This is a genomic window from Enterobacter sp. JUb54, assembly GCF_014298075.1.
Lineage (GTDB): Bacteria > Pseudomonadota > Gammaproteobacteria > Enterobacterales > Enterobacteriaceae > Klebsiella > Klebsiella lignicola.
This window is the reverse complement of sequence record NZ_CP060418.1, coordinates 4,844,846-4,864,586: the sequence shown is the minus strand read 5'-3', so window position 1 is coordinate 4,864,586 and position 19,741 is coordinate 4,844,846. Positions and strand designations below refer to the sequence as shown.

Here is a 19,741-nt window from a genome sequence, read left to right as displayed (position 1 = left end):
TTAATCTTGCGCCGGGTTTTGTAATACCAACCGGCGCAAATCGCGCCACTCTTTTGCGTCCATACTGTCCGCCGCAACCCACAAATGCTGGCTGCGGCGCGTTTCGCTCTCCCGCAGGCGCAGCAGCATTCCGCTGTTAATCACCCAGGGCGTACCGACGATCTCCCATTCCGCTTTTTGCCAGCGCAGACGCGAATCAGTCAGCAGTTTTATTTCTCCCCGACAGGCGTGGATCCGCCGCTGACTGCGAACGCAGTCAAACACCACCAGCGACAGCAGTAACAGCCATAGCGGTGTGTAGCTCAGCGGCCAGGGCATGAGCAGCACTATCGCCGCCACAATGCCGTGAAGCAGCAGTGAAAACCACTGCGAACGCCAGGAGATGCGTAAATCAGATTGCCACAGGACCACGTTCCCGATTCCGAGTCTGGATTAATTTTACCATCCGTTGCAGTTGCGCATCCGCCGGTTCGCCATGGTTCATCAGCCAGTTGAACAGATCCGGATCGTCGTTTTCTAACAGACGAATGAACAGCAGCTTGTCGTCATCACTGAGCGTATCGTACTCATACTCAAAAAACGGCATGATAGAGATATCGAGTTCGCGCATACCCCGGCGGCATGCCCAGTGGATACGGGCTTTATTAGTAATGTCCATGTTGTCCTTCCAGCATAAAGATACACAGTGCATTCTTCAGGTTAGCGGGATGCGGCCTGATGAATGTTATTAGTAGGTTAGTTTAACCCGTTTTTTGCACTTACTTTACAGCAATATCGCAAACAGAGAACGCCACTCGCAAAAAACCATAAATTAACCATGGTTTTATCTACCTTCGTTGTCAGTTCGTTTAGCTCATCAAGGCACAAATCGCCTGCCAAAAGCGCTTGCATTGCACCATAGCTCTTTTACCATTAGTGACTCACTCTGCGTTAAGCTATTCAGGACATGACTATGGCTTTTACACCTTTTCCCCCGCGCCAGCCTTCCGCTTCCGCCCGTCTGCCGTTAACGCTGATGACGCTGGATGACTGGGCGCTGTCGACGATAACTGGTCAGGATGCCGAGAAGTATCTTCAGGGACAGATTACCGCCGATGTCAGCGCGCTGACCGACGATCGGCACCTGCTTGCCGCGCACTGTGATGCCAAGGGCAAGATGTGGAGCAACCTGCGAATCTTCCATCGCCAGGGTGGCTATACCTGGATCGAACGCCGCAGCCTGCGCGACGCGCAGCTGACCGAACTGAAAAAATACGCGGTATTCTCCAAAGTCGCCATTGCCGCCGACGATGAACACGTCCTGCTGGGCGTTGCCGGCTTCCAGGCCCGCGCCGCGCTCACGCCGCTGTTTAGCGAACTGCCCGGCAGCGACAAACCGCTGGTAACTGACGGCGCCACCAGCCTGCTGTGGTTTGAGCATCCGGCAGAGCGTTTCCTGCTGGTGACCGATGTCGCAACCGCCACCCGCATCACCGATGCGCTGCGCAGCGATGCCCAACTGAACAACAGCCAGCAGTGGCTGGCGTTGAATATCGAAGCGGGCTTGCCGGTCATTGACAGCGCCAACAGCGCGCAGTTCATTCCGCAAGCCACTAACCTGCAGGCGCTGGGCGGCATCAGCTTTAAAAAAGGCTGCTACACCGGGCAGGAGATGGTCGCGCGGGCTAAATTCCGCGGCGCCAACAAGCGTGCGCTGTGGTATCTGGCGGGTAAAGCCAGCCGCGTGCCGCAGGCCGGGGAAGATCTTGAGCTGAAGATGGGCGACAACTGGCGCCGGACCGGCACCGTGCTGGCCGCAGTTCAGCTGGATGATGGCCATCTGCTGGTGCAGGTAGTGATGAATAACGATATGGAGCCGGACAGCGTGTTCCGCGTGCGCGATGATGCCGGCACCTTAAGCATCGTTCCGCTGCCGTACTCGTTAGAAGAGAGTTAAGGCTCGCAGGCCTGCCGTTCCGATAACCGCCGCGCCGCCGGGGCTCTCCCGATGGCGCGGCGTTTTCGTTACACCTGGCCGACGTACAAATAGATCGCCAGGAAATGACAGACGCTGCCGCCCAGCACGAAGCCGTGCCAGATAGCATGGTTATAAGGGATGCGCTTGCAGACGTAGAAGATAACCCCCAGCGAATAGACGACCCCGCCCACCGCCAGTAGCGTGACGCCACCTGCCGCCAGCTTAATTGCCAGCTGATACACCACGATTAATGACAGCCAGCCCATCGTCAGATAGGTCACCAGCGAGAGGATCTTGAAGCGATGCGCGATGGTGAGCTTAAACAAAATCCCCAGCAGCGCCAGGCTCCAGATGACGATCATCAGGCCCCGTGAGAGCGGCGAATTGAGCCCCACCAGCAAAAAAGGGGTATAGGTCCCGGCAATCAGCAGATAGATGGCGCAGTGGTCGAATTTTTTCAGCCACTGCTTAGCCCGCTGATGAGGGATCGCGTGATAGAGCGTGGACGCGAGGAACAGCATGATCATGCTGCCGCCATACAGGCTGTAGCTGGTAATTGCCGTGGCGCTGGCGTTGCTGTCTATCGCCTGAACCAGCAGGAGCACCAGACCAACGATACCGAACACCAGCCCGATTCCATGGCTGATACTGTTGGCAATTTCCTCTGCCAAAGAATAACCCTGTGTGATTAATGGCTTGCGAACCATATTTGACTCCGAAAACAAGAACGCTTTCAATGCACATCTAGGGTAACTGAGAATGATTCCAGTGAACACCTGTTAGCTAAAATAAAAAGATGAATTTTTATAAACTCAATAAAATCATTAAGTTAAATTAAATTTTTCGCCTAACACTCGTTCGCTGTTTTGTTAAAGTTTTTGAAATTCAATAACATAAAACTGGTCATCATCAGGGTAGATCTCGCCGATCACCTGGCGCAGCTGCGGCAGCGTCATATTCTCCTGCTGCGCGTGGCGTTCTGTCAGCGTATCGAGCGTAACCGTCGAGGTTGCCACCACCTGAATCGTACAAAAATAGCCGTCATCTTCATAGCGACCAACCCGCAGCACATCCCCGGTTTTAAAATGCGATTCGGCAGCATCGCGGATGGTGATCGTTTTCCGCCCGGCAAGGATGTCGTCCTGAAAGCGTTGAAAAAAAGTTATGTCATTCGGCTGCATGATATAATTCCCTCCTGGTCATTATGAATTGTGAGTTGTTACTGTGAGCATGTTCTCCCACGCTGCGATCGCCAGTCTCAATAATCTTGAGATGATGGTCTACCACTACGTCATCAAAAATCGTGACAAGGTGATGTACATGACCATTCGCGAACTGGCAGAAGCCTCCGGCGTCTCCACGACGACCGTCCTGCGCTTTTGCCGCAAACTGCAGTGTGAAGGATACTCGGAGTTTCGCGTACGCTTTAAATTATATCTCGAGCAGAACGAGCCTCAACAGGCAAATATCGGCGCCAGCGAAATCATGAGCTTTTTTAAAAGCGTCAATAATGATGAATTTGATGATTTACTCGACCGCGCCGTCGATATTATTCTGGCTTCAGAGCGTATTATATTTGTTGGTGCAGGCACCTCCGGCGCCCTCGCGAAATATGGCGCACGTTTTTTCTCTAACGTCGGAAAATTCAGCAACCATATCGACGATCCTTATTTCCCGGTAACCAACGATATGGCCCGTAACGCGCTGGCGATCGTCCTGTCCGTCTCCGGGGAAACCGAAGAGATCCTGCGCTTCGCCAGCCAGTTCAGCCTGCACAACTGCAAGGTGATGTCGGTCACCAGCCATGAACACTCGCGGCTGGCAAAGCTTGCGGACTTCAACCTCTCCTGGCACGTGCCGCAAACCCGCATTGGCGGCGTGTACGATATTACCACCCAAATTCCGGTCATATATATTCTGGAATCCCTCGGACGTAAATTAGCCCGCAAACTGGTCTGAAAATAACACCCTGTTTTTTCGATGTAACATATTCCACGTCACGGGAATTGTTATATCGTGACATTTATATTCCCTTTGTTAGACTCAAAATCAGATGCTATTTGATGAGATCAGCAAAGATGAAAAAAATCACTTTACCGAAAGACTTTTTGTGGGGCGGCGCAGTAGCGGCGCACCAGGTGGAAGGCGGCTGGAATAAAGACGGCAAAGGCCCAAGCATTTGTGACGTACTGACCGGCGGCGCTCACGGCGTTCCGCGCGAAATCACCCATGAAGTGGAAGCCGGGAAATACTACCCGAACCACGAAGCCATCGACTTCCATGGCCGCTATAAAGAAGACATCAAACTGTTTGCCGAGATGGGCTTCAAATGTTTCCGCACCTCCATCGCCTGGACCCGTATCTTCCCGCTGGGCGATGAAACCCAGCCCAACGAAGAAGGGCTGAAGTTCTATGACGACATGTTTGATGAGCTGCTGAAATACAACATCGAGCCGGTTATCACCCTCTCCCACTTTGAAATGCCGCTGCATCTGGTGCAGCAGTACGGTGGCTGGACCAACCGTAAAGTGGTCGATTTCTTTGTGCGTTTCGCTGAAGTGGTGTTCGAGCGCTATAAGCACAAAGTGAAATACTGGATGACCTTTAACGAGATTAACAACCAGCGTAACTGGCGCGCGCCGCTGTTCGGCTATTGCTGCTCCGGCGTGGTCTATACCGAGCATGAAAACCCGGAAGAGACTATGTACCAGGTGCTGCATCACCAGTTCGTTGCCAGCGCCCTGGCGGTGAAGGCGGCGCGGCGCATCAACCCGCAGATGCAGGTTGGCTGCATGCTGGCGATGGTGGCGCTCTATCCGTTCTCCTGTAAACCTGAAGACGTGATGTTCGCTCAGGAATCCATGCGTGAACGCTACGTCTTTACCGACGTACAGCTGCGCGGTTACTACCCGAGCTACGTCCTGAACGAATGGGAACGCCGCGGCTTCAACATCAAGATGGAAGCCGGCGATGAACAGATCCTCCGCGAAGGCACCTGCGATTACCTCGGCTTCAGCTACTACATGACCAACGCGGTAAAAGCGGAAGGCGGTAGCGGCGATGCGATCTCTGGCTTTGAAGGCAGCGTGCCGAACCCGCACGTGAAAGCGTCCGACTGGGGCTGGCAGATTGACCCGGTAGGCCTGCGCTACGCGCTGTGCGAACTGTATGAACGCTACCAGAAGCCGCTGTTTATCGTGGAAAACGGCTTTGGCGCTTACGACAAAGTCGAAGCAGACAGCAGCATCAACGACGACTACCGTATCGACTATCTCCGCGCCCACGTGGAAGAGATGATCAAAGCGGTCACCTATGACGGCGTCGATCTGATGGGCTACACCCCGTGGGGCTGCATCGACTGCGTCTCCTTCACCACCGGGCAGTACAGCAAGCGCTACGGCTTTATCTACGTCAACAAGCATGACGACGGTACCGGCGACATGTCCCGCTCGCGCAAGAAAAGCTTCAACTGGTACAAAGACGTCATCGCCAGCAACGGCGAAAAGCTCTGATTGTCCCTCGCACGCCTCCTCTCCCCATCCGGGGAGAGGAAAATCCCCTGTCTTACAGACACTTCTTTACAGCTTTAACATTGCTAAAACCTGCCCGCCCGATAAGATAAGCCTCGTGAATTATTGAGGCGATAATGATTAAGCGACAGCGAAAAGCCATTCTTCTTGTAGCCCTTGCCTGTCTGGTGGTGCTGGTATGCACCGCGCAGCGTATGGCCGGGCTGCATGCGCTTGTCATGAACGCCGCGGCCGTGACGCAATCGGCCCAACAGGGACCAGATACGGCGGAAGCGCCGGTGACGCCCTGCGAGCTGAGCGCGAAATCTCTGCTGGCGTCGCCGCCGGTGCTGTTCGAAGGCGCCTTGCTGGCAGTCGCGCTGTTACTGACGCTGCTGGCGGCGATCCCGCCCCGCATCGAGCGTCTCTGGCCTCCCCGCGTTATCTCCCCTCCCCGGCTACGGGTGCATCTGCGATTGTGCGTTTTCCGTGAATGAGCAATTTCCTGAACACTCAGGTTAATTAATCATTTATGGAGAAAATTTATGTTTATGGTATTCAGGCGACTGCTGGTCTGCCTGCTTTGGCTATGGCTGCCCGTCAGCCAGGCTGCCGACAGCGGCTGGTTACGCGCCGCCGATAATCAACACGCCAGCGTCCGGCTGCGCGCCCAGAGCGAAAGCAGCGATACCGCCCGCCTGCTGCTGGATGTGAAACTGGAAAAAGGCTGGAAAACCTACTGGCGATCGCCCGGTGAAGGCGGCATTGCGCCCGCCATCGTCTGGAATACGCCGCTGGATGTTACCTGGCACTGGCCAACCCCGCAGCGCTTTGACGTCGCGGGCATATCCACCCAGGGCTACCACGACCGCGTCAGCTTTCCGCTGGAGATCCGCGGCCCGTTGCCGCAGACCCTGAGCGGCGTGCTGACGCTATCCACCTGCAGCAACGTCTGCATTCTCACCGACTACCCCTTCTCACTGGAGATGAGCGCCTCACCGGGAGACTCCTTTGGCTACGATTTCACCCGGGCGCTGGGTACGCTGCCGCGACCGGATGGCCTGACGTCGCGGCTGACCTCAGCCTATCGCGATGGAAAACTGACGGTAACGGCGGTGCGCGACGCCGGCTGGCAGCAGCCCGCGCTGTTTATCGACAGCATGGATGATGTCGACTTTGGCAAACCGACGTTCTCGCTGAAAGACGATACGCTTATCGCGCAGATCCCGGTCACCGACAGCTGGGGTGAGACGGCGCCCGACCTGAGCGGCAAGCGCCTGTCGCTGGTCCTTGCCGACAACGGGCTGGCGCAGGAGAGCGCGCTGACTATTGACCCGGGCTCCCCGGTAGCAGCGCCGTCGCTATGGTGGGTGCTGCTGATGGCGCTGGCGGGCGGCCTGATCCTCAACGTGATGCCCTGCGTGCTGCCGGTACTGGCCATGAAGCTCGGGTCGCTGGTGCAGAGCGGCGGACAGGAGCGCGGCGTGGTACGCCGGCAGTTCATGGCCTCGGTCTGCGGGATCGTGGTCTCATTTCTGGCGCTGGCGCTGATGATGACCCTGCTGCGCCTGGGCAACCAGGCGCTGGGCTGGGGAATTCAGTTTCAGAACCCGTGGTTTATTGGCGCGATGGCGCTGGTGATGGTGCTGTTCAGCGCCAGCCTGCTGGGCCTGTTTGAGATCCGCCTTTCCTCCGGCACCAGCACCTTTCTGGCCACCCGCGGCGGCCACGGGCTGATGGGCCATTTCTGGCAGGGAGCATTTGCGACACTGCTGGCAACCCCCTGCACCGCGCCGTTTCTCGGCACCGCCGTCTCGGTCGCACTGGTGGCGCCGCTGCCGCTGCTGTGGGGGATTTTCTTCGCCATGGGGGTAGGCATGAGCCTGCCGTGGCTGCTGGTCGCCGCCTGGCCGGGACTCGCCCGACACCTGCCGCGACCAGGACGCTGGATGAACGTCCTGCGCGTGGTGCTCGGGTTGATGATGCTGGGTTCATCGCTGTGGCTGATTAGCCTGCTGGCGGTGCATCTCGGCCAGATGCCGGTTATTGCGCTGGTCGTGCTGCTGGCGCTGGCGTTGCTGCTGGCAATCCTCTGGCGCTACCGCTGGCGCACCGCGCTGTGGGCCGGCGTTCTGGCGCTTGCGGTTGCCGGAGCCTTCACGTTGTTTATGCAGCCTGATGGTCAGGCGTCGCGGCGCGACCGCGTTAACTGGCAGCCCCTCACCGAGCAGGCGATTATCGACGCGCTGGCGAACCATCAGCGGGTGTTTATCGATGTCACCGCCGACTGGTGCGTGACCTGTAAAGCCAATAAATACAACGTGCTGCTGCGTGACGATGTCCAGCGCGTCCTGTCGGAACCGGACGTGGTCGCCCTGCGCGGCGACTGGAGTCGGCCATCGGAAACCATCAGCCGTTTCCTGACCACCCGCGGCAGCGCCGCCGTTCCCTTTAATCAAATCTACGGACCGGGATTACCGCAGGGCCACGTGCTGCCCCCGCTGTTAAACCGCGACGAACTCCTCGCCACCCTGTCTGATGCGAAAGGTCAATAATCATGAGAATCATCACCGCTCTGTTTCTGCTGTGTCTGTCCACCTTCAGCCTGGCCGCCCCGGCTGAACAACCCGACTCATCCGCCGACGACCAGCTGGCAAAGCTGCTGTTCAACGACCCCGACAGCCCACGACTTGGCGCCAAAAATCCGCGCCTGACGATCGTTTCGTTTACCGATTACAACTGCCCCTACTGCAAGCAGTTCGATCCGCAACTGGAGAAGATCGTTCGCGAAAATCCTGACGTTCTGTTGATCGTGAAGCTGCTGCCGTTTAAAGGCCAGAGCTCGGTCAACGCCGCCAAAGCTGCGCTCTCTACGTGGCGCCAGCAGCCGGATAAATTCTGGCCGCTGCACCAGCGTCTGATGGCGAAAAAAGGTTATCACGATGATGCCAGCATTCTTGCCGCCCGCCAGAAAACGGCAACCGACGGCGTAAAGATTGATGACCAGACCATGGATCCCCTCAAGATGAACCTGATTTTGTCGCAGGTGCTGAATATTCAGGGCACCCCGGCGACAATCATCGGCGATCAGATGGTGGCCGGCGCCATTCCCTATAACGATCTGGAGGAGCTGGTGAGAACGCAGCTGGCAAAAGCCGATGGTCAGTAAATTACGCCGCTGGCTACGCGAACTGGTGATTCTGCTGTTGCTCGCCGCAGCGCTCATCGCCGGGATGGATTATCTGCGCCAGCCCGCGCTGCCGCAGAACTTTACCAGCACGCCATTACAGACGCTGGATGGCAAAACGGTCGATCTGGCCGCCATGAGCCAACAGCGCCCGTTGCTGCTCTACGTCTGGGCGACCTGGTGCGGGGTCTGTCGCTATACCACGCCGTCGGTCTCAGCCCTGGCGAGCCGCGGGGAAAACGTGATGTCGGTGGCGCTGCGCTCCGGGGACGATGCCGCTCTGGCGCGCTGGCTGGCGCAGAAAAAGCTAATGCTGCCAACGGTGAACGATCCCCAGGGCCAGCTTTCCCGGCAGTGGGATGTTCAGGTCACGCCGACGCTGATCGTTATCTCCGGTGGCGAAGTGAAGTCGGTCACCACCGGCTGGACCAGCAGTTGGGGAATGCGCCTGCGGTTGTGGCTGGCGTCATAGCCCCCGGCTTGCGCTACGCTTAGCCGGGGTGATAAGTGGTGTGCCGGTTATTTGCCACCGGCCAGTTCGAGGAAACTACCGGTCACGTAGGAGGCCTTGTCGCTCAGCAGCCAGGCGATAGCCTGCGCGACTTCCTCGGGCTGACCGCCGCGTTGCATCGGTAGCGCGGCTTTTACCCGATCCACCCGCCCCGGCTCACCGCCGCTGGCGTGCATCTCGGTATAGATAAAACCAGGGCGTACGCCGTTTACGCGAATGCCCTGCGCTGCCACTTCCAGCGCCAGCCCGGTGGTCAACGTATCCACGGCGCCTTTCGACGCGGCATAATCCACATATTCACCCGCCGCCCCCAACCGTGATGCCGCCGACGAGACGTTGACGATCGCCCCGCCTTTACCGTCATGCCTGAATGACATCCGCTTCACCGCCTCGCGACAACAGAGGAAATAGCCGGTGACATTGGTGCTCAGCACCTGGTTAATCCGCTCGGCGGTCAGGTTTTCAATGGTGCTCTGGGTAAACAGGATCCCCGCGTTGTTGACCAGAGCGGTCAACGGTTCATCCAGCTTATCGATACTGTCGAACATCGCCATGACCTGGGCTTCATCGCTGATATCTGCGGGTAGCGCCACGGCCTTGCCGCCCAGAATGACAATCTCATTCACTACCGCCATCGCGGCATTGATATTGCGGTGGTAATTGACCACCACGGTATAACCTTCCTGCGCCAGCAGCAGCGCGGTTGCCCTGCCAATGCCCCGGCTGGCGCCGGTAATCAGTGCTAAAGCCATATGACTCTCCCAAAAAATAAAGGCGCCGAAGCGCCTTTAAAAGATAGTCCAGTCAGCTAATTACTGGTATTCGCTCATCGGGACGCAGGAGCAGAACAGGTTGCGGTCACCGTAGACATCGTCCAGACGTTTCACCGTCGGCCAGTATTTGTTATCCAGACCAGCCGGGAATACCGCCAGCTCACGGGTATACGGGTGCGGCCATTCAGCCACCAGCTCGCCCTGAGTATGCGGCGCGTTCACCAGCGGGTTATCTTCCAGCGGCCATTCGCCCGCTTTCACGCGGTCGATTTCACCACGAATCGCCAGCATCGCGTCGATGAAGCGGTCCAGCTCGACTTTGCTTTCCGATTCGGTCGGCTCAACCATCAGGGTTCCGGCGACCGGGAAGGACATGGTCGGCGCATGGAAGCCAAAGTCGATCAGACGCTTGGCGATATCCAGCTCGCTGATGCCGGTCTCTTCTTTCAGCGGACGAATATCAAGAATACATTCGTGCGCCACACGGCCGTCGCGACCGGTATAGAGCACCGGGAACGCCTCTTTCAGACGGGTCGCGATGTAGTTGGCGTTGAGGATAGCCACCTGGCTCGCCTGCTTCAGCCCTTCTGCGCCCATCATGCGGATGTACATCCAGCTGATTGGCAGAATAGATGCGCTGCCGAACGGTGCGGCAGATACCGCGCCCTGACGGGTCAGCATGCCTTCGATTTGCACCACGCTGTGGCCCGGAACAAACGGTGCCAGGTGCGCTTTGACGCCAATCGGTCCCATACCCGGGCCGCCGCCGCCGTGCGGAATGCAGAAGGTTTTATGCAGGTTAAGGTGCGACACGTCCGCGCCGATAAAGCCCGGCGAGGTGATGCCCACCTGAGCATTCATGTTGGCGCCGTCGAGATAAACCTGGCCGCCGAACTGATGCACGATTTCGCACACTTCGCGGATAGTCTCTTCGTACACGCCGTGAGTGGACGGGTAGGTGACCATGATGCAGGAGAGATTCTCACCCGCCTGCTCCGCCTTCAGGCGCAGATCCGCCAGGTCAATGTTGCCATTTTTATCACAGGCCACCACCACCACCTGCATGCCGGCCATCTGTGCCGATGCCGGGTTGGTGCCGTGCGCAGAGCTTGGGATCAGGCAGATATCACGATGGCCTTCATTGCGGCTCTCGTGGTAGTGGCGAATCGCCAGCAGGCCCGCGTACTCGCCCTGTGCGCCGGAGTTCGGCTGCATGCAGACGGCGTCGTAACCGGTCAGTTTAACCAGCCAGTCGGAGAGCTGGGCGATCATCTGATGATAACCTTCCGCCTGTTCTGCCGGGCAGAACGGGTGTAGCTCGGCGAACTCCGGCCAGGTGATCGGGATCATTTCTGCCGCAGCGTTAAGCTTCATGGTGCAGGAACCCAGCGGGATCATCGCCTGATTCAGCGCCAGATCTTTACGCTCCAGCGAGTGCATGTAGCGCATCATCTCGGTTTCGCTATGGTAGCGATTGAACACCGGATGCGTCAGGATCGCATCATCACGCAGCATGCTTTCCTGGATAGAACGGCTGTCGAGCGCCACGTCTTTATCCAGCGTGTCGATATCCAGACCGTGATTGTCGCCGATAATAGCGCGGAACAGGTTCACAACATCTTCGCGGGTGGTCGCTTCGTCGAGAGTGATGCCGACCGCGTTGTGAATATCGCTGCGCAGGTTAATTTCCAGCGCTTCAGCACGTGCCAGCACTGCGGCTTTGTCGGCCACTTCTACGCACAGGGTGTCGAAGTAGTGCGCATGACGCAGCTTCAGCCCTTTTTTCTGCAGCCCGTCGGCGAGGATATCCGTCAGGCGATGGATGCGGCTGGCGATACGCTTCAGACCCGCTGGCCCGTGGAACACCGCGTACAGGCTGGCGATGTTGGCCAGCAGGACCTGGGAAGTACAGATATTGGAGTTCGCTTTCTCGCGGCGGATATGCTGCTCGCGAGTCTGCATCGCCATACGCAGCGCGGTATTGCCCGCGGCATCTTTCGATACGCCGATGATACGGCCAGGCATAGAGCGTTTGAATTCATCTTTCGCGGCGAAGAAGGCCGCGTGCGGGCCGCCGTAGCCCATCGGTACGCCGAAACGCTGAGCGGAACCGAAGACGATGTCGGCACCCTGCTTGCCCGGAGCGGTCAGCAGAACCAGCGTCATAAAGTCTGCCGCGACGCTGACCACGACTTTGCGTGCTTTCAGCTCGGCGATAAGTTTGCTGTAGTCGTGAATTTCACCGGTGGTGCCAACCTGCTGCAGCAGTACGCCAAACACGTCCTGATGGTCGAGGGCTTTTTCAGCATCATCAACGATGACGTCAAAACCGAAGGTTTCAGCACGGGTGCGGACCACGTCGAGGGTCTGCGGGTGAATATCCGCGGCCACGAAGAAGCGGTTAGCATTTTTCAGTTTGCTGACGCGTTTGGCCATCGCCATCGCTTCTGCCCCGGCGGTAGCTTCATCGAGCAGGGATGCAGAGGCAATATCCAGACCGGTCAGATCGAGGGTCACCTGCTGGAAATTCAGCAGCGACTCCAGACGACCCTGGGAGACTTCCGGCTGATACGGCGTATAGGCGGTGTACCAACCCGGGTTTTCCAGCATATTGCGCTGAATAACCGGCGGCAGCTGCACGGCGGTGTAACCCATGCCGATGTAAGACTTGAAGCGCTTGTTACGACCGGCTACCGCCTTCAGTTCCGCCAGCGCGGCAAATTCGGTGGTTGCGTCACCCACCTGAGGTGGTGTCGCCAGCTGAATATCCTGCGGCACAATCTGGCCAATCAGGGCGTTAAGCGAGTCGGCGCCGACGGTTTTCAGCATCTCTTGCTGTTGCTGAGCATCCGGGCCGATGTGACGTTCAATAAAGGCGCCGCGGTTTTCAAGCTGACCTAAAGTCTGAGTCATGAGCGATGGTTCCTGAAACGTGCAGTGAATCGTATGTGTCTTTACTTATCTGAACAGGCAAAATCATTCACGCCGTCGGCGCCTGGCGCCGCGGCGTGAAAGGGGCAACGCGGTTATTCGTTTTCCAGCAGCGCAGCGTAAGCCGCCGCATCCAGCAACGCCGCAACCTGCGCTTCATCACTGGCCTTGATTTTAAAGATCCAGCCGTCAGCGTACGGGTCGCTGTTCACCAGCTCCGGAGAGTCATTCAGCTCTTCGTTAACTGCCACAATCTCGCCGCTCACCGGGGCGTAAATATCAGATGCCGCTTTTACCGACTCGGCAACCGCACAGTCGTCGCCCGCTTCAACGGTCGCGCCGACGTCCGGCAGGTCAACGAAGACCATATCGCCAAGCAGTTCCTGAGCATGTTCGGTGATCCCAACGGTGTAGGTGCCGTCAGCTTCTTTGCGCAGCCATTCGTGTTCTTTACTGTATTTCAGTTCTGCTGGTACGTTGCTCATCAATTGCTCTCCAAAAAGGGGGAATCACACTACGGCTTTGCCGTTGCGTACAAAAACAGGTTTAGTGACCTTGACCGGCATTTCGCGGTTGCGAATCTGCACGATGGCCGTTTCGCCGATACCGGCCGGTACGCGCGCCAGCGCGATACTGTAGCCCAGCGTCGGGGAGAAGGTGCCACTGGTAATAATACCTTCTTTCTGATTGCCCTCGGCATCGCTAAAGCGCACCGGCAGTCCACCGCGCAGTACGCCTTTCTCGGTCATCACCAGGCCCACCAGCTGCTCGGTACCTTTTTCACGCTGCAGCTCCAGCGCTTCACGGCCGATGAACGCACGGTCAGCCGGTTCCCAGGCAATGGTCCAGCCCATGTTGGCGGCCAGCGGAGAGATGCTTTCGTCCATCTCCTGACCATACAGGTTCATCCCGGCTTCCAGACGTAAGGTATCGCGCGCGCCCAGGCCGCAAGGCTTCACGCCAGCGTCGAGCAGGCCACGCCAGAAATCGGCCGCCTGTTCATTTGGCAGCGCAATTTCGTACCCGGCTTCACCGGTGTAACCGGTGGTTGCAATAAACAGATCGCCGGCCTGCACGCCAAAGAAGGGTTTCATCCCGGCAACGGCCTGGCGCTGCGCCTCGGTGAGCAGGGTCGCTGCTTTCTCTTTCGCCTGCGGTCCCTGTACGGCAATCAGTGAAAGATCGTCGCGAACGGTCATTTCAAGGCCATACGGCTCAGCCTGCTGGGTGATCCAGGCGAGGTCTTTTTCACGGGTGGCGGAGTTAACAACGAGGCGGAAATAATCTTCAGAGAGGAAATAGACAATCAGGTCATCGATGACGCCGGCGGAGGCGGTAAGCATGCCGCTATAGAGCGCTTTGCCGGGGACCGTGAGCTTCGCCACATCGTTCGCCAGCAAATAGCGCAAGAACTCCCGAATGCGGCTGCCGTGGAAGTCGACGATGGTCATGTGAGATACATCGAACATTCCGGCATCGCTGCGCACCGCGTGGTGCTCATCAATCTGGGAACCGTAATGCAGCGGCATCATCCAGCCATGGAAGTCCACCATGCGAGCGCCGCACAGCGTGTGTTGTTCATACAACGGAGTCTGTTGAGCCATCTTTTCCTCATCGAGTAAAACGCAAGCAGCTACGAGTTGAGCGAGATTGTCCGGGCGATTTCACACGATAAAATCGACCGCCGGTGCCGTTATCAGACGCCGACGCAAACGTTCTCTTTTGCCTGAACTTACCACCGAACCCGGCGCTAAACCATAAGCTAAATCAGGACATCACATTAGCTTATGACCAAAATCCGCCAGAAAGACTACAGAGTTATCGACTGGAAAAAAGCGATTTATGCCACATAAAATTAACATAACTGAGCAATAACGCCGAGCATGATGGTATTTTATGCGAAAAACCGGGCCTATTTTCCGTGACAAAAAACGACAGGCATTAATAAAACTAATGCGAAAAAATGGGTGAGATTAGTTTATTTCAAATGAGAAGGGAAAACCCGGCGCGAGGGCCGGGAAAGAGAAGTGTGACGGGCTTAACGTAACCAGCTGGGGAGATCGTTCAGGCCCATCGCCTGACGAATAAGTTGCGGTTTGACGCCCGGCAAGGTATCCGCCAGCTTGAGGCCGATATCGCGCAGCAGTTTCTTCGCCGGGTTGCTGCCGGAGAACATTTCACGAAAGCCCTGCATCCCCGCCAGCATCATCGCGGCGCTGTGTTTGCGGCTGCGCTCATAGCGGCGCAGATACAGATGCTGACCAATATCTTTGCCCTGCGCATGCAGGCGTCTGAGTTCATCGATAAGCTCTGCGGCATCCATAAAGCCCAGGTTAACCCCCTGCCCGGCCAGCGGATGGATGGTATGGGCGGCGTCGCCAACCAGCGCGAGACGATGGGCGGCAAACTGCCGAGCGTAGCGACCGGTCAGCGGGAATACCTGACGCTCGCTTTCCACGTGGCACAGTCCCAGCCGATTATCGAAAGCGATATTCAGCGCCTGATTAAAGGCCGCCTCATCCGCCTGCTGCATTCGTTGCGCTTCCTGCGGCGACAGCGACCAGACGATGGAGCACAGGTGCGGGTCGCTTAACGGCAGAAAGGCCAGAATGCCGTCACCGTGGAACGCCTGACGGGCAATTGCCTGATGGGGATCTTCGGTGCGGATCGTGGCCACCAGCGCATGATGGCGATAGTCCCAGAAGGTCAGCGGGATGTCCGCCTTGTTGCGCAACCACGAGTTTGCACCATCGGCCCCCACTACCAGTCGGGCTGTCAGCATCGTCCCGTCCTGCAGACTCAGGAAGGCCTCGTTTTCGCCCCACGCCACCTGTTGCAACTGCGCCGGTGCCAGCAGCGTCACATCAGCGCAGCGCTGGGCTTTCTGCCACAAGGCGTGATGGACAATGGCGTTTTCAATAATATGACCCAGATGGCTAAAGCCCATGCTGCGATCGTCGAAGCAAATACGGCCAAAGCTGTCTTTATCCCACACTTCCATGCCATGGTAACAGCTGGCGCGCTGGGCAAGGATTGCCGGCCAGACATCCAGCTTGCTGAGCAGTTTTTCGCTGGCGGCGTTAATGGCCGAAACCCGCAGCGCCGGCGGCGCATCGGCGCTCAACGGCTGTGGCTCAGATTGTTCCAGCACCGCAACCCGCAGCCCGCTCCCCTGTAAACCACAGGCGACCGCTAACCCCACCATGCCTCCGCCAACAATGGCAACATCAACACTTTGCACGTTTAACTCCTTAACGGGGAACCCAACCGAGGGTACGCTGCGCCAGCGCATCACGCGCCGGAGTAAATAATTCCATGGCCATCAGACCCGCGTTGCGCCCCGCCACCAGCGGCGCCCAACGATTAGCAAACAGATGCACCAGCCCATCGGTCACGCCGATAGTGGCGGCTTTGTCATCCGCCCGCCGCGCCTGATAATCGCACAATAGCGAATAGTCACCGGGATCCTGGCCGTTCGCACTGGCCTGCGCCAGCAGTTCCGCCAGACTCATAACATCCCGCAGGCCCAGGTTAAAACCCTGACCGGCGATGGGATGCAGGGTCTGCGCCGCGTTGCCGACCAGCGCCAGACGATGCGCAACCGGGCGCGTCGCGGTGGTCAGCGCCAGCGGATAAACGCTACGCGTTCCGGCATGGGTGATGCGTCCCAACCGCCAGCCGAATGCCTGCTGCAGCCGTTCGCAAAACTCCGCGTCGGACCAGCTCAGCACCGCTTCACGCTGCGATTGCGGGTGACACCATACCAGTGAACAGCGGCCCTGCGACATGGGGAGCATCGCCAGCGGGCCATGCTCGGTAAAGCGTTCAAAAGCCCGCCCTTCATGGGGCAAGGCGGTACTGACGTTGGCGATCACCGCCAGTTGTTCATAGGGCTGTTGCTGCCAGCTCATGCCGCAGCGGGCGCCCAGCGTGGAGCGCGAGCCGTCGGCGGCCACCAGCAGTTGACCGCTAATCGTCTGACCGCTGTCCAGCGTGATACTGACGCCATCCTCCCATCGGCTGACGTCTTCGACTTTCGCCGGACAGTGCAGAGTGATACCCGGCGCCTCACGCAGTTGCGCAAAAAGGCGCTGGCCAATATCGTGGAGCTCGACGACCTGCCCCAGCGCGGCCAGGTTGTAATCCTGCGCATCGAGTGTGACAAAGCCCGCATGCCCACGATCGCTGACGTGGACTCGCTGAATCGGCGTCGCGCAATCGGCTATTCCCTGCCAGATACCCACTCGTGCCAGCTGCTGACAGGTGCCAGCCGCCAGCGCAATAGCGCGGGCGTCAAAGCCAGGGTGTTGCGACGATTCCGGCTGTGCGGCCTCCACCAGATGAACCGCTAGCGCCCCTCTGGTCAGGCGAGAAATTGCCAGCGCCAGCGTCGCGCCGGTCATCCCGCCGCCAACGATCAGTACGCTCATGACTGCCGGGCCGCCGCCATCAGCGCCTCGATATCGTCGGCGTTTTTCACCACGCCTGCGGTCAGGTTTTCGTTACCGTCTGCGGTGATCACGATATCGTCTTCAATGCGCACGCCAATCCCGCGATACTGCGGCGGAACATCGGCATCGACGGCAATGTAGAGACCCGGTTCAACGGTCAGCACCATTCCCGGCTCCAGAAGACGCGAGCGTTCAACATCGTAGAAGCCCACATCATGGACATCCAGCCCCAGCCAGTGGCTCAGGCCATGCATGAAGTAAGGTCGATGAGCATTGTTCGCAATCAGCTCGTCCACTTCGCCTTTCAGGATACCGAGGCGCACCAGACCGCTAATCATGATGCGCACCACCTGCTGGTTCACCTGTTGAATCGAGGTGCCGGGACGGAAAAGCGTCAGCGCCGTGTCGAGCGATTCGAGGACGATATCGTAAATCTCGCGCTGTGCCGGGCTGAATTTGCCGTTCACCGGGAACGTACGGGTGATGTCTCCGGCATAGCCGCGATACTCGCAGCCGGCGTCAATCAGGACCAGATCGCCATCGCGCAGTTCGGATTCGTTTTCGGTGTAGTGAAGAATACAGCCGTTTTCTCCACCGCCAACGATGGTGTTATAGGACGGGAAACGTGCGCCGTGGCGGGTAAATTCATGCAGAATTTCCCCTTCCAGCTGGTATTCAAACATCCCCGGGCGGCAGTGCTGCATCGCGCGGGTGTGGGCCAGCGCGGAAATCTCGCCGGCACGACGCATGACTTCCAGCTCTTGTGCTGATTTAAACAGGCGCATTTCATGCACCATCGGCCGCCAGTCAACCACCGAGCCTGGCGCCTGCAGATTCTGGCGCGAGCCTTTGCGCAGTTTATCGAGCGCGTTGAAGACGATTTTGTCCGCGTAGTCATACTCGCCCTGCGCAAAGTAGATAGCGTCAAGGCCGTTGAGCAGCTGGAACAACTGCTGATTAATTTCGCTAAATGCGAGGGCGCGATCGACACCCAGCTTCGCCGGTGCCGCATCCTGCCCAAGACGGCGACCGAACCAGATCTCGGCGGTTAAATCGCGGACGCGGTTAAACAGCACGCTATGGTTGTGGGTGTCGTCGCTTTTAATCAACACCAGCAGGGCTTCCGGCTCATTAAATCCCGTGAAGTACCAAAAATCGCTGTTCTGCCGGTAGGGATATTCTGAATCTGCGCTACGTACCGCTTCCGGTGCGGCAAAAATCAGCGCCGCGCTGCCTGGCTGCATCTGCGCCAACAGTGCCTGGCGACGAGAAAGAAATTCCTGCTGTGTCATGACGCCCCCTCAACAAATTATTGTTAGTGTAATGTTGGCTTGCGAACTTCCGGTGCGGTTGGCTGCTGGCGCAAGAAGGTTTCGTGGCACAGCAGCGCGGCGACGCGCACGTACTCGATAATCTCTTCCAACGACATTTCCAGCTCTTCCTGATCTTCGTCTTCGTCGTAACCGAGTTGCGCAATATTGCGCAGATCGTCGATGGCTTCCCCGGCTTCGTCTTTGACTTTATCCAGTTTTGGCTGAGTCACGCCAAGGCCCAGCAGGAAGTGGTTAACCCAGCCTGCCAGCGCATCCGCGCGTTCAAACACGCTCACGTCATCGCCGTCCGGCAGATAGAGCTGGAATAAGAAACCGTCATCTTCCAGAGAGTCGCTGGTCTGGGAGTGCATGCTACGCAGGGACTCGGCAAGTTCGTGACCAAAGGCGAGGCCTTCGTTGGTCAGGTCATGCACCAGCGGCTGCCAGCTGCTGTCTTTATTGCCGCCGCACAGGATCCCACTGATCAAACCGTGCATTTCGGCAGGGGTTAAGCCCACACCCTGTTGGTTCAGTAACTGGTCTACCGCGCGGTAGCCAGGCATTTCGTTCTGTATAGACATGCGCATTCGTCATCATTGGGAGGAATATTCATGGTATGCTACCACTTTGGACCCTGGTGAACCAGAATGGGGCTTGTACCTTCGCACCAGGGTAGCTATAGTGTCGCCCCTTCGCAGGCCCGGTACGGGCGTGAAGGCCGCGCAGTCAATCAGCAGGAAGGTGGCATGTCTGCACAACCCGTCGATCTCCAAATTTTTGGCCGTTCACTTCGTGTGAATTGCCCGCCTGAACAAAGGGATGCTTTGAGTCAGGCAGCTGATGACCTGAATCAGCGGTTGCAAGATTTAAAAGAACGCACTAGAGTCACAAATACTGAGCAGCTGGTCTTCATCGCCGCGTTGAACATCAGCTATGAGTTGACTCAGGAAAAAGCGAAAACCCGCGATTACGCTTCCAGTATGGAACAGCGTATTCGGATGCTTCAGCAGACCATCGAACAAGCGTTGCTTGAGCAAGGTCGCATAAGCGAAAGAACCGGGCCGAAGTTTGAATAACACTTTGCAATTAACTGTGTTAGAGTAAGTACC

The 19,741-nt window shown here is 57.7% G+C and carries 20 protein-coding genes; 8 read left to right on the top strand and 12 right to left on the bottom strand.

Going from position 1 to position 19,741, the window contains the following annotated elements:
• Together HF679_RS22580 and sdhE are read right to left on the bottom strand one after the other, a co-directional pair.
• Nucleotides 1–411 carry a protein YgfX gene (locus HF679_RS22580; protein ID WP_174510451.1) on the bottom strand — a complete coding sequence of 137 codons (411 nt, stop codon included), beginning with the start codon at nt 409–411 and terminating at the stop codon, nt 1–3.
• Nucleotides 392–658, bottom strand: coding sequence for an FAD assembly factor SdhE (gene sdhE, locus HF679_RS22575; protein ID WP_123756560.1), 267 nt, complete (start codon nt 656–658; stop codon nt 392–394). Before sdhE ends, HF679_RS22580 begins: the two co-directional genes overlap by 20 nt.
• A 294-nt stretch (nt 659–952) precedes the next feature.
• Between sdhE and ygfZ the strand changes: the two genes are divergently transcribed.
• Nucleotides 953–1,936: a tRNA-modifying protein YgfZ gene (gene ygfZ / locus HF679_RS22570; RefSeq protein ID WP_154144028.1), complete on the top strand. Its 984-nt coding sequence runs from the start codon at nt 953–955 to the stop codon at nt 1,934–1,936.
• Nucleotides 1,937–2,004: 68 nt separating this feature from the next.
• On the opposite strand, the gene trhA is transcribed toward ygfZ, so the two are convergent.
• Together trhA and yqfB are read right to left on the bottom strand one after the other, a co-directional pair.
• Nucleotides 2,005–2,664: a PAQR family membrane homeostasis protein TrhA gene (gene trhA / locus HF679_RS22565; protein WP_123756936.1), complete on the bottom strand. Its 660-nt coding sequence runs from the start codon at nt 2,662–2,664 to the stop codon at nt 2,005–2,007.
• Nucleotides 2,665–2,826: 162 nt separating this feature from the next.
• Nucleotides 2,827–3,138, bottom strand: a complete 312-nt coding sequence (gene yqfB, locus HF679_RS22560) for a N(4)-acetylcytidine aminohydrolase (protein WP_123756558.1) — start codon at nt 3,136–3,138, stop codon at nt 2,827–2,829.
• Between the two features lie 49 nt (nt 3,139–3,187).
• Here yqfB and HF679_RS22555 point away from each other — a divergent pair, with 49 nt between their 5' ends.
• From HF679_RS22555 to HF679_RS22530, 6 genes are all read left to right on the top strand, one after another.
• Complete coding sequence (locus tag HF679_RS22555) at nt 3,188–3,916, top strand: MurR/RpiR family transcriptional regulator (protein ID WP_123756557.1); 729 nt, start codon at nt 3,188–3,190, stop codon at nt 3,914–3,916.
• Nucleotides 3,917–4,035: 119 nt separating this feature from the next.
• Entirely contained in the window at nt 4,036–5,469 is a 1,434-nt protein-coding gene (locus HF679_RS22550; protein WP_154144029.1) for a 6-phospho-beta-glucosidase, read from the top strand.
• A gap of 134 nt (nt 5,470–5,603) precedes the next feature.
• Nucleotides 5,604–5,963, top strand: coding sequence for a copper resistance protein (locus tag HF679_RS22545; RefSeq protein WP_123756555.1), 360 nt, complete (start codon nt 5,604–5,606; stop codon nt 5,961–5,963).
• A gap of 48 nt (nt 5,964–6,011) precedes the next feature.
• Nucleotides 6,012–8,021, top strand: coding sequence for a protein-disulfide reductase DsbD family protein (locus HF679_RS22540; RefSeq protein ID WP_154144030.1), 2,010 nt, complete (start codon nt 6,012–6,014; stop codon nt 8,019–8,021).
• A gap of 2 nt (nt 8,022–8,023) precedes the next feature.
• Nucleotides 8,024–8,635, top strand: coding sequence for a DsbA family protein (locus HF679_RS22535; RefSeq protein ID WP_187042384.1), 612 nt, complete (start codon nt 8,024–8,026; stop codon nt 8,633–8,635).
• The gene (locus HF679_RS22530) at nt 8,625–9,125 is read left to right on the top strand and encodes a protein disulfide oxidoreductase (RefSeq protein WP_123756552.1); all 501 of its coding nucleotides are present in this window, start codon (nt 8,625–8,627) and stop codon (nt 9,123–9,125) included. The genes HF679_RS22535 and HF679_RS22530 overlap by 11 nt, the downstream gene beginning before the upstream one ends.
• A 47-nt stretch (nt 9,126–9,172) precedes the next feature.
• Here the strand turns inward: HF679_RS22530 and HF679_RS22525 are convergent, their stop codons facing one another.
• The 8 genes from HF679_RS22525 to HF679_RS22490 form a co-directional block, all read right to left on the bottom strand.
• On the bottom strand, nt 9,173–9,916 hold the full coding sequence (locus tag HF679_RS22525; RefSeq protein WP_123756551.1) for an SDR family oxidoreductase: 744 nt from the start codon (nt 9,914–9,916) through the stop codon (nt 9,173–9,175).
• A 60-nt stretch (nt 9,917–9,976) separates the two neighbouring features.
• Complete coding sequence (gene gcvP, locus HF679_RS22520; protein ID WP_123756550.1) at nt 9,977–12,850, bottom strand: aminomethyl-transferring glycine dehydrogenase; 2,874 nt, start codon at nt 12,848–12,850, stop codon at nt 9,977–9,979.
• A 113-nt stretch (nt 12,851–12,963) separates the two neighbouring features.
• Complete coding sequence (gene gcvH, locus HF679_RS22515) at nt 12,964–13,353, bottom strand: glycine cleavage system protein GcvH (protein ID WP_123756549.1); 390 nt, start codon at nt 13,351–13,353, stop codon at nt 12,964–12,966.
• Nucleotides 13,354–13,377: 24 nt separating this feature from the next.
• Nucleotides 13,378–14,472, bottom strand: coding sequence for a glycine cleavage system aminomethyltransferase GcvT (gcvT, locus tag HF679_RS22510; protein WP_154144032.1), 1,095 nt, complete (start codon nt 14,470–14,472; stop codon nt 13,378–13,380).
• Nucleotides 14,473–14,906: 434 nt separating this feature from the next.
• Nucleotides 14,907–16,109 (bottom strand): FAD-dependent 2-octaprenylphenol hydroxylase, encoded by a 1,203-nt coding sequence (gene ubiI, locus HF679_RS22505; RefSeq protein WP_123756547.1) that lies wholly within the window; start codon nt 16,107–16,109, stop codon nt 14,907–14,909.
• Nucleotides 16,110–16,119: 10 nt separating this feature from the next.
• Entirely contained in the window at nt 16,120–17,298 is a 1,179-nt protein-coding gene (gene ubiH, locus HF679_RS22500; protein WP_187042383.1) for a 2-octaprenyl-6-methoxyphenyl hydroxylase, read from the bottom strand.
• Nucleotides 17,295–18,611, bottom strand: a complete 1,317-nt coding sequence (gene pepP, locus HF679_RS22495; protein ID WP_123756545.1) for a Xaa-Pro aminopeptidase — start codon at nt 18,609–18,611, stop codon at nt 17,295–17,297. Before pepP ends, ubiH begins: the two co-directional genes overlap by 4 nt.
• A 23-nt stretch (nt 18,612–18,634) precedes the next feature.
• On the bottom strand, nt 18,635–19,213 hold the full coding sequence (locus HF679_RS22490) for a YecA family protein (protein ID WP_123756935.1): 579 nt from the start codon (nt 19,211–19,213) through the stop codon (nt 18,635–18,637).
• A gap of 165 nt (nt 19,214–19,378) precedes the next feature.
• On the opposite strand from HF679_RS22490, the gene zapA reads away from it, so the two are divergent.
• A complete protein-coding gene (gene zapA / locus HF679_RS22485) occupies nt 19,379–19,708 on the top strand; it encodes a cell division protein ZapA (RefSeq protein WP_041147162.1) in 330 nt (109 codons plus the stop codon).
• Nucleotides 19,709–19,741: the final 33 nt, after the last annotated feature.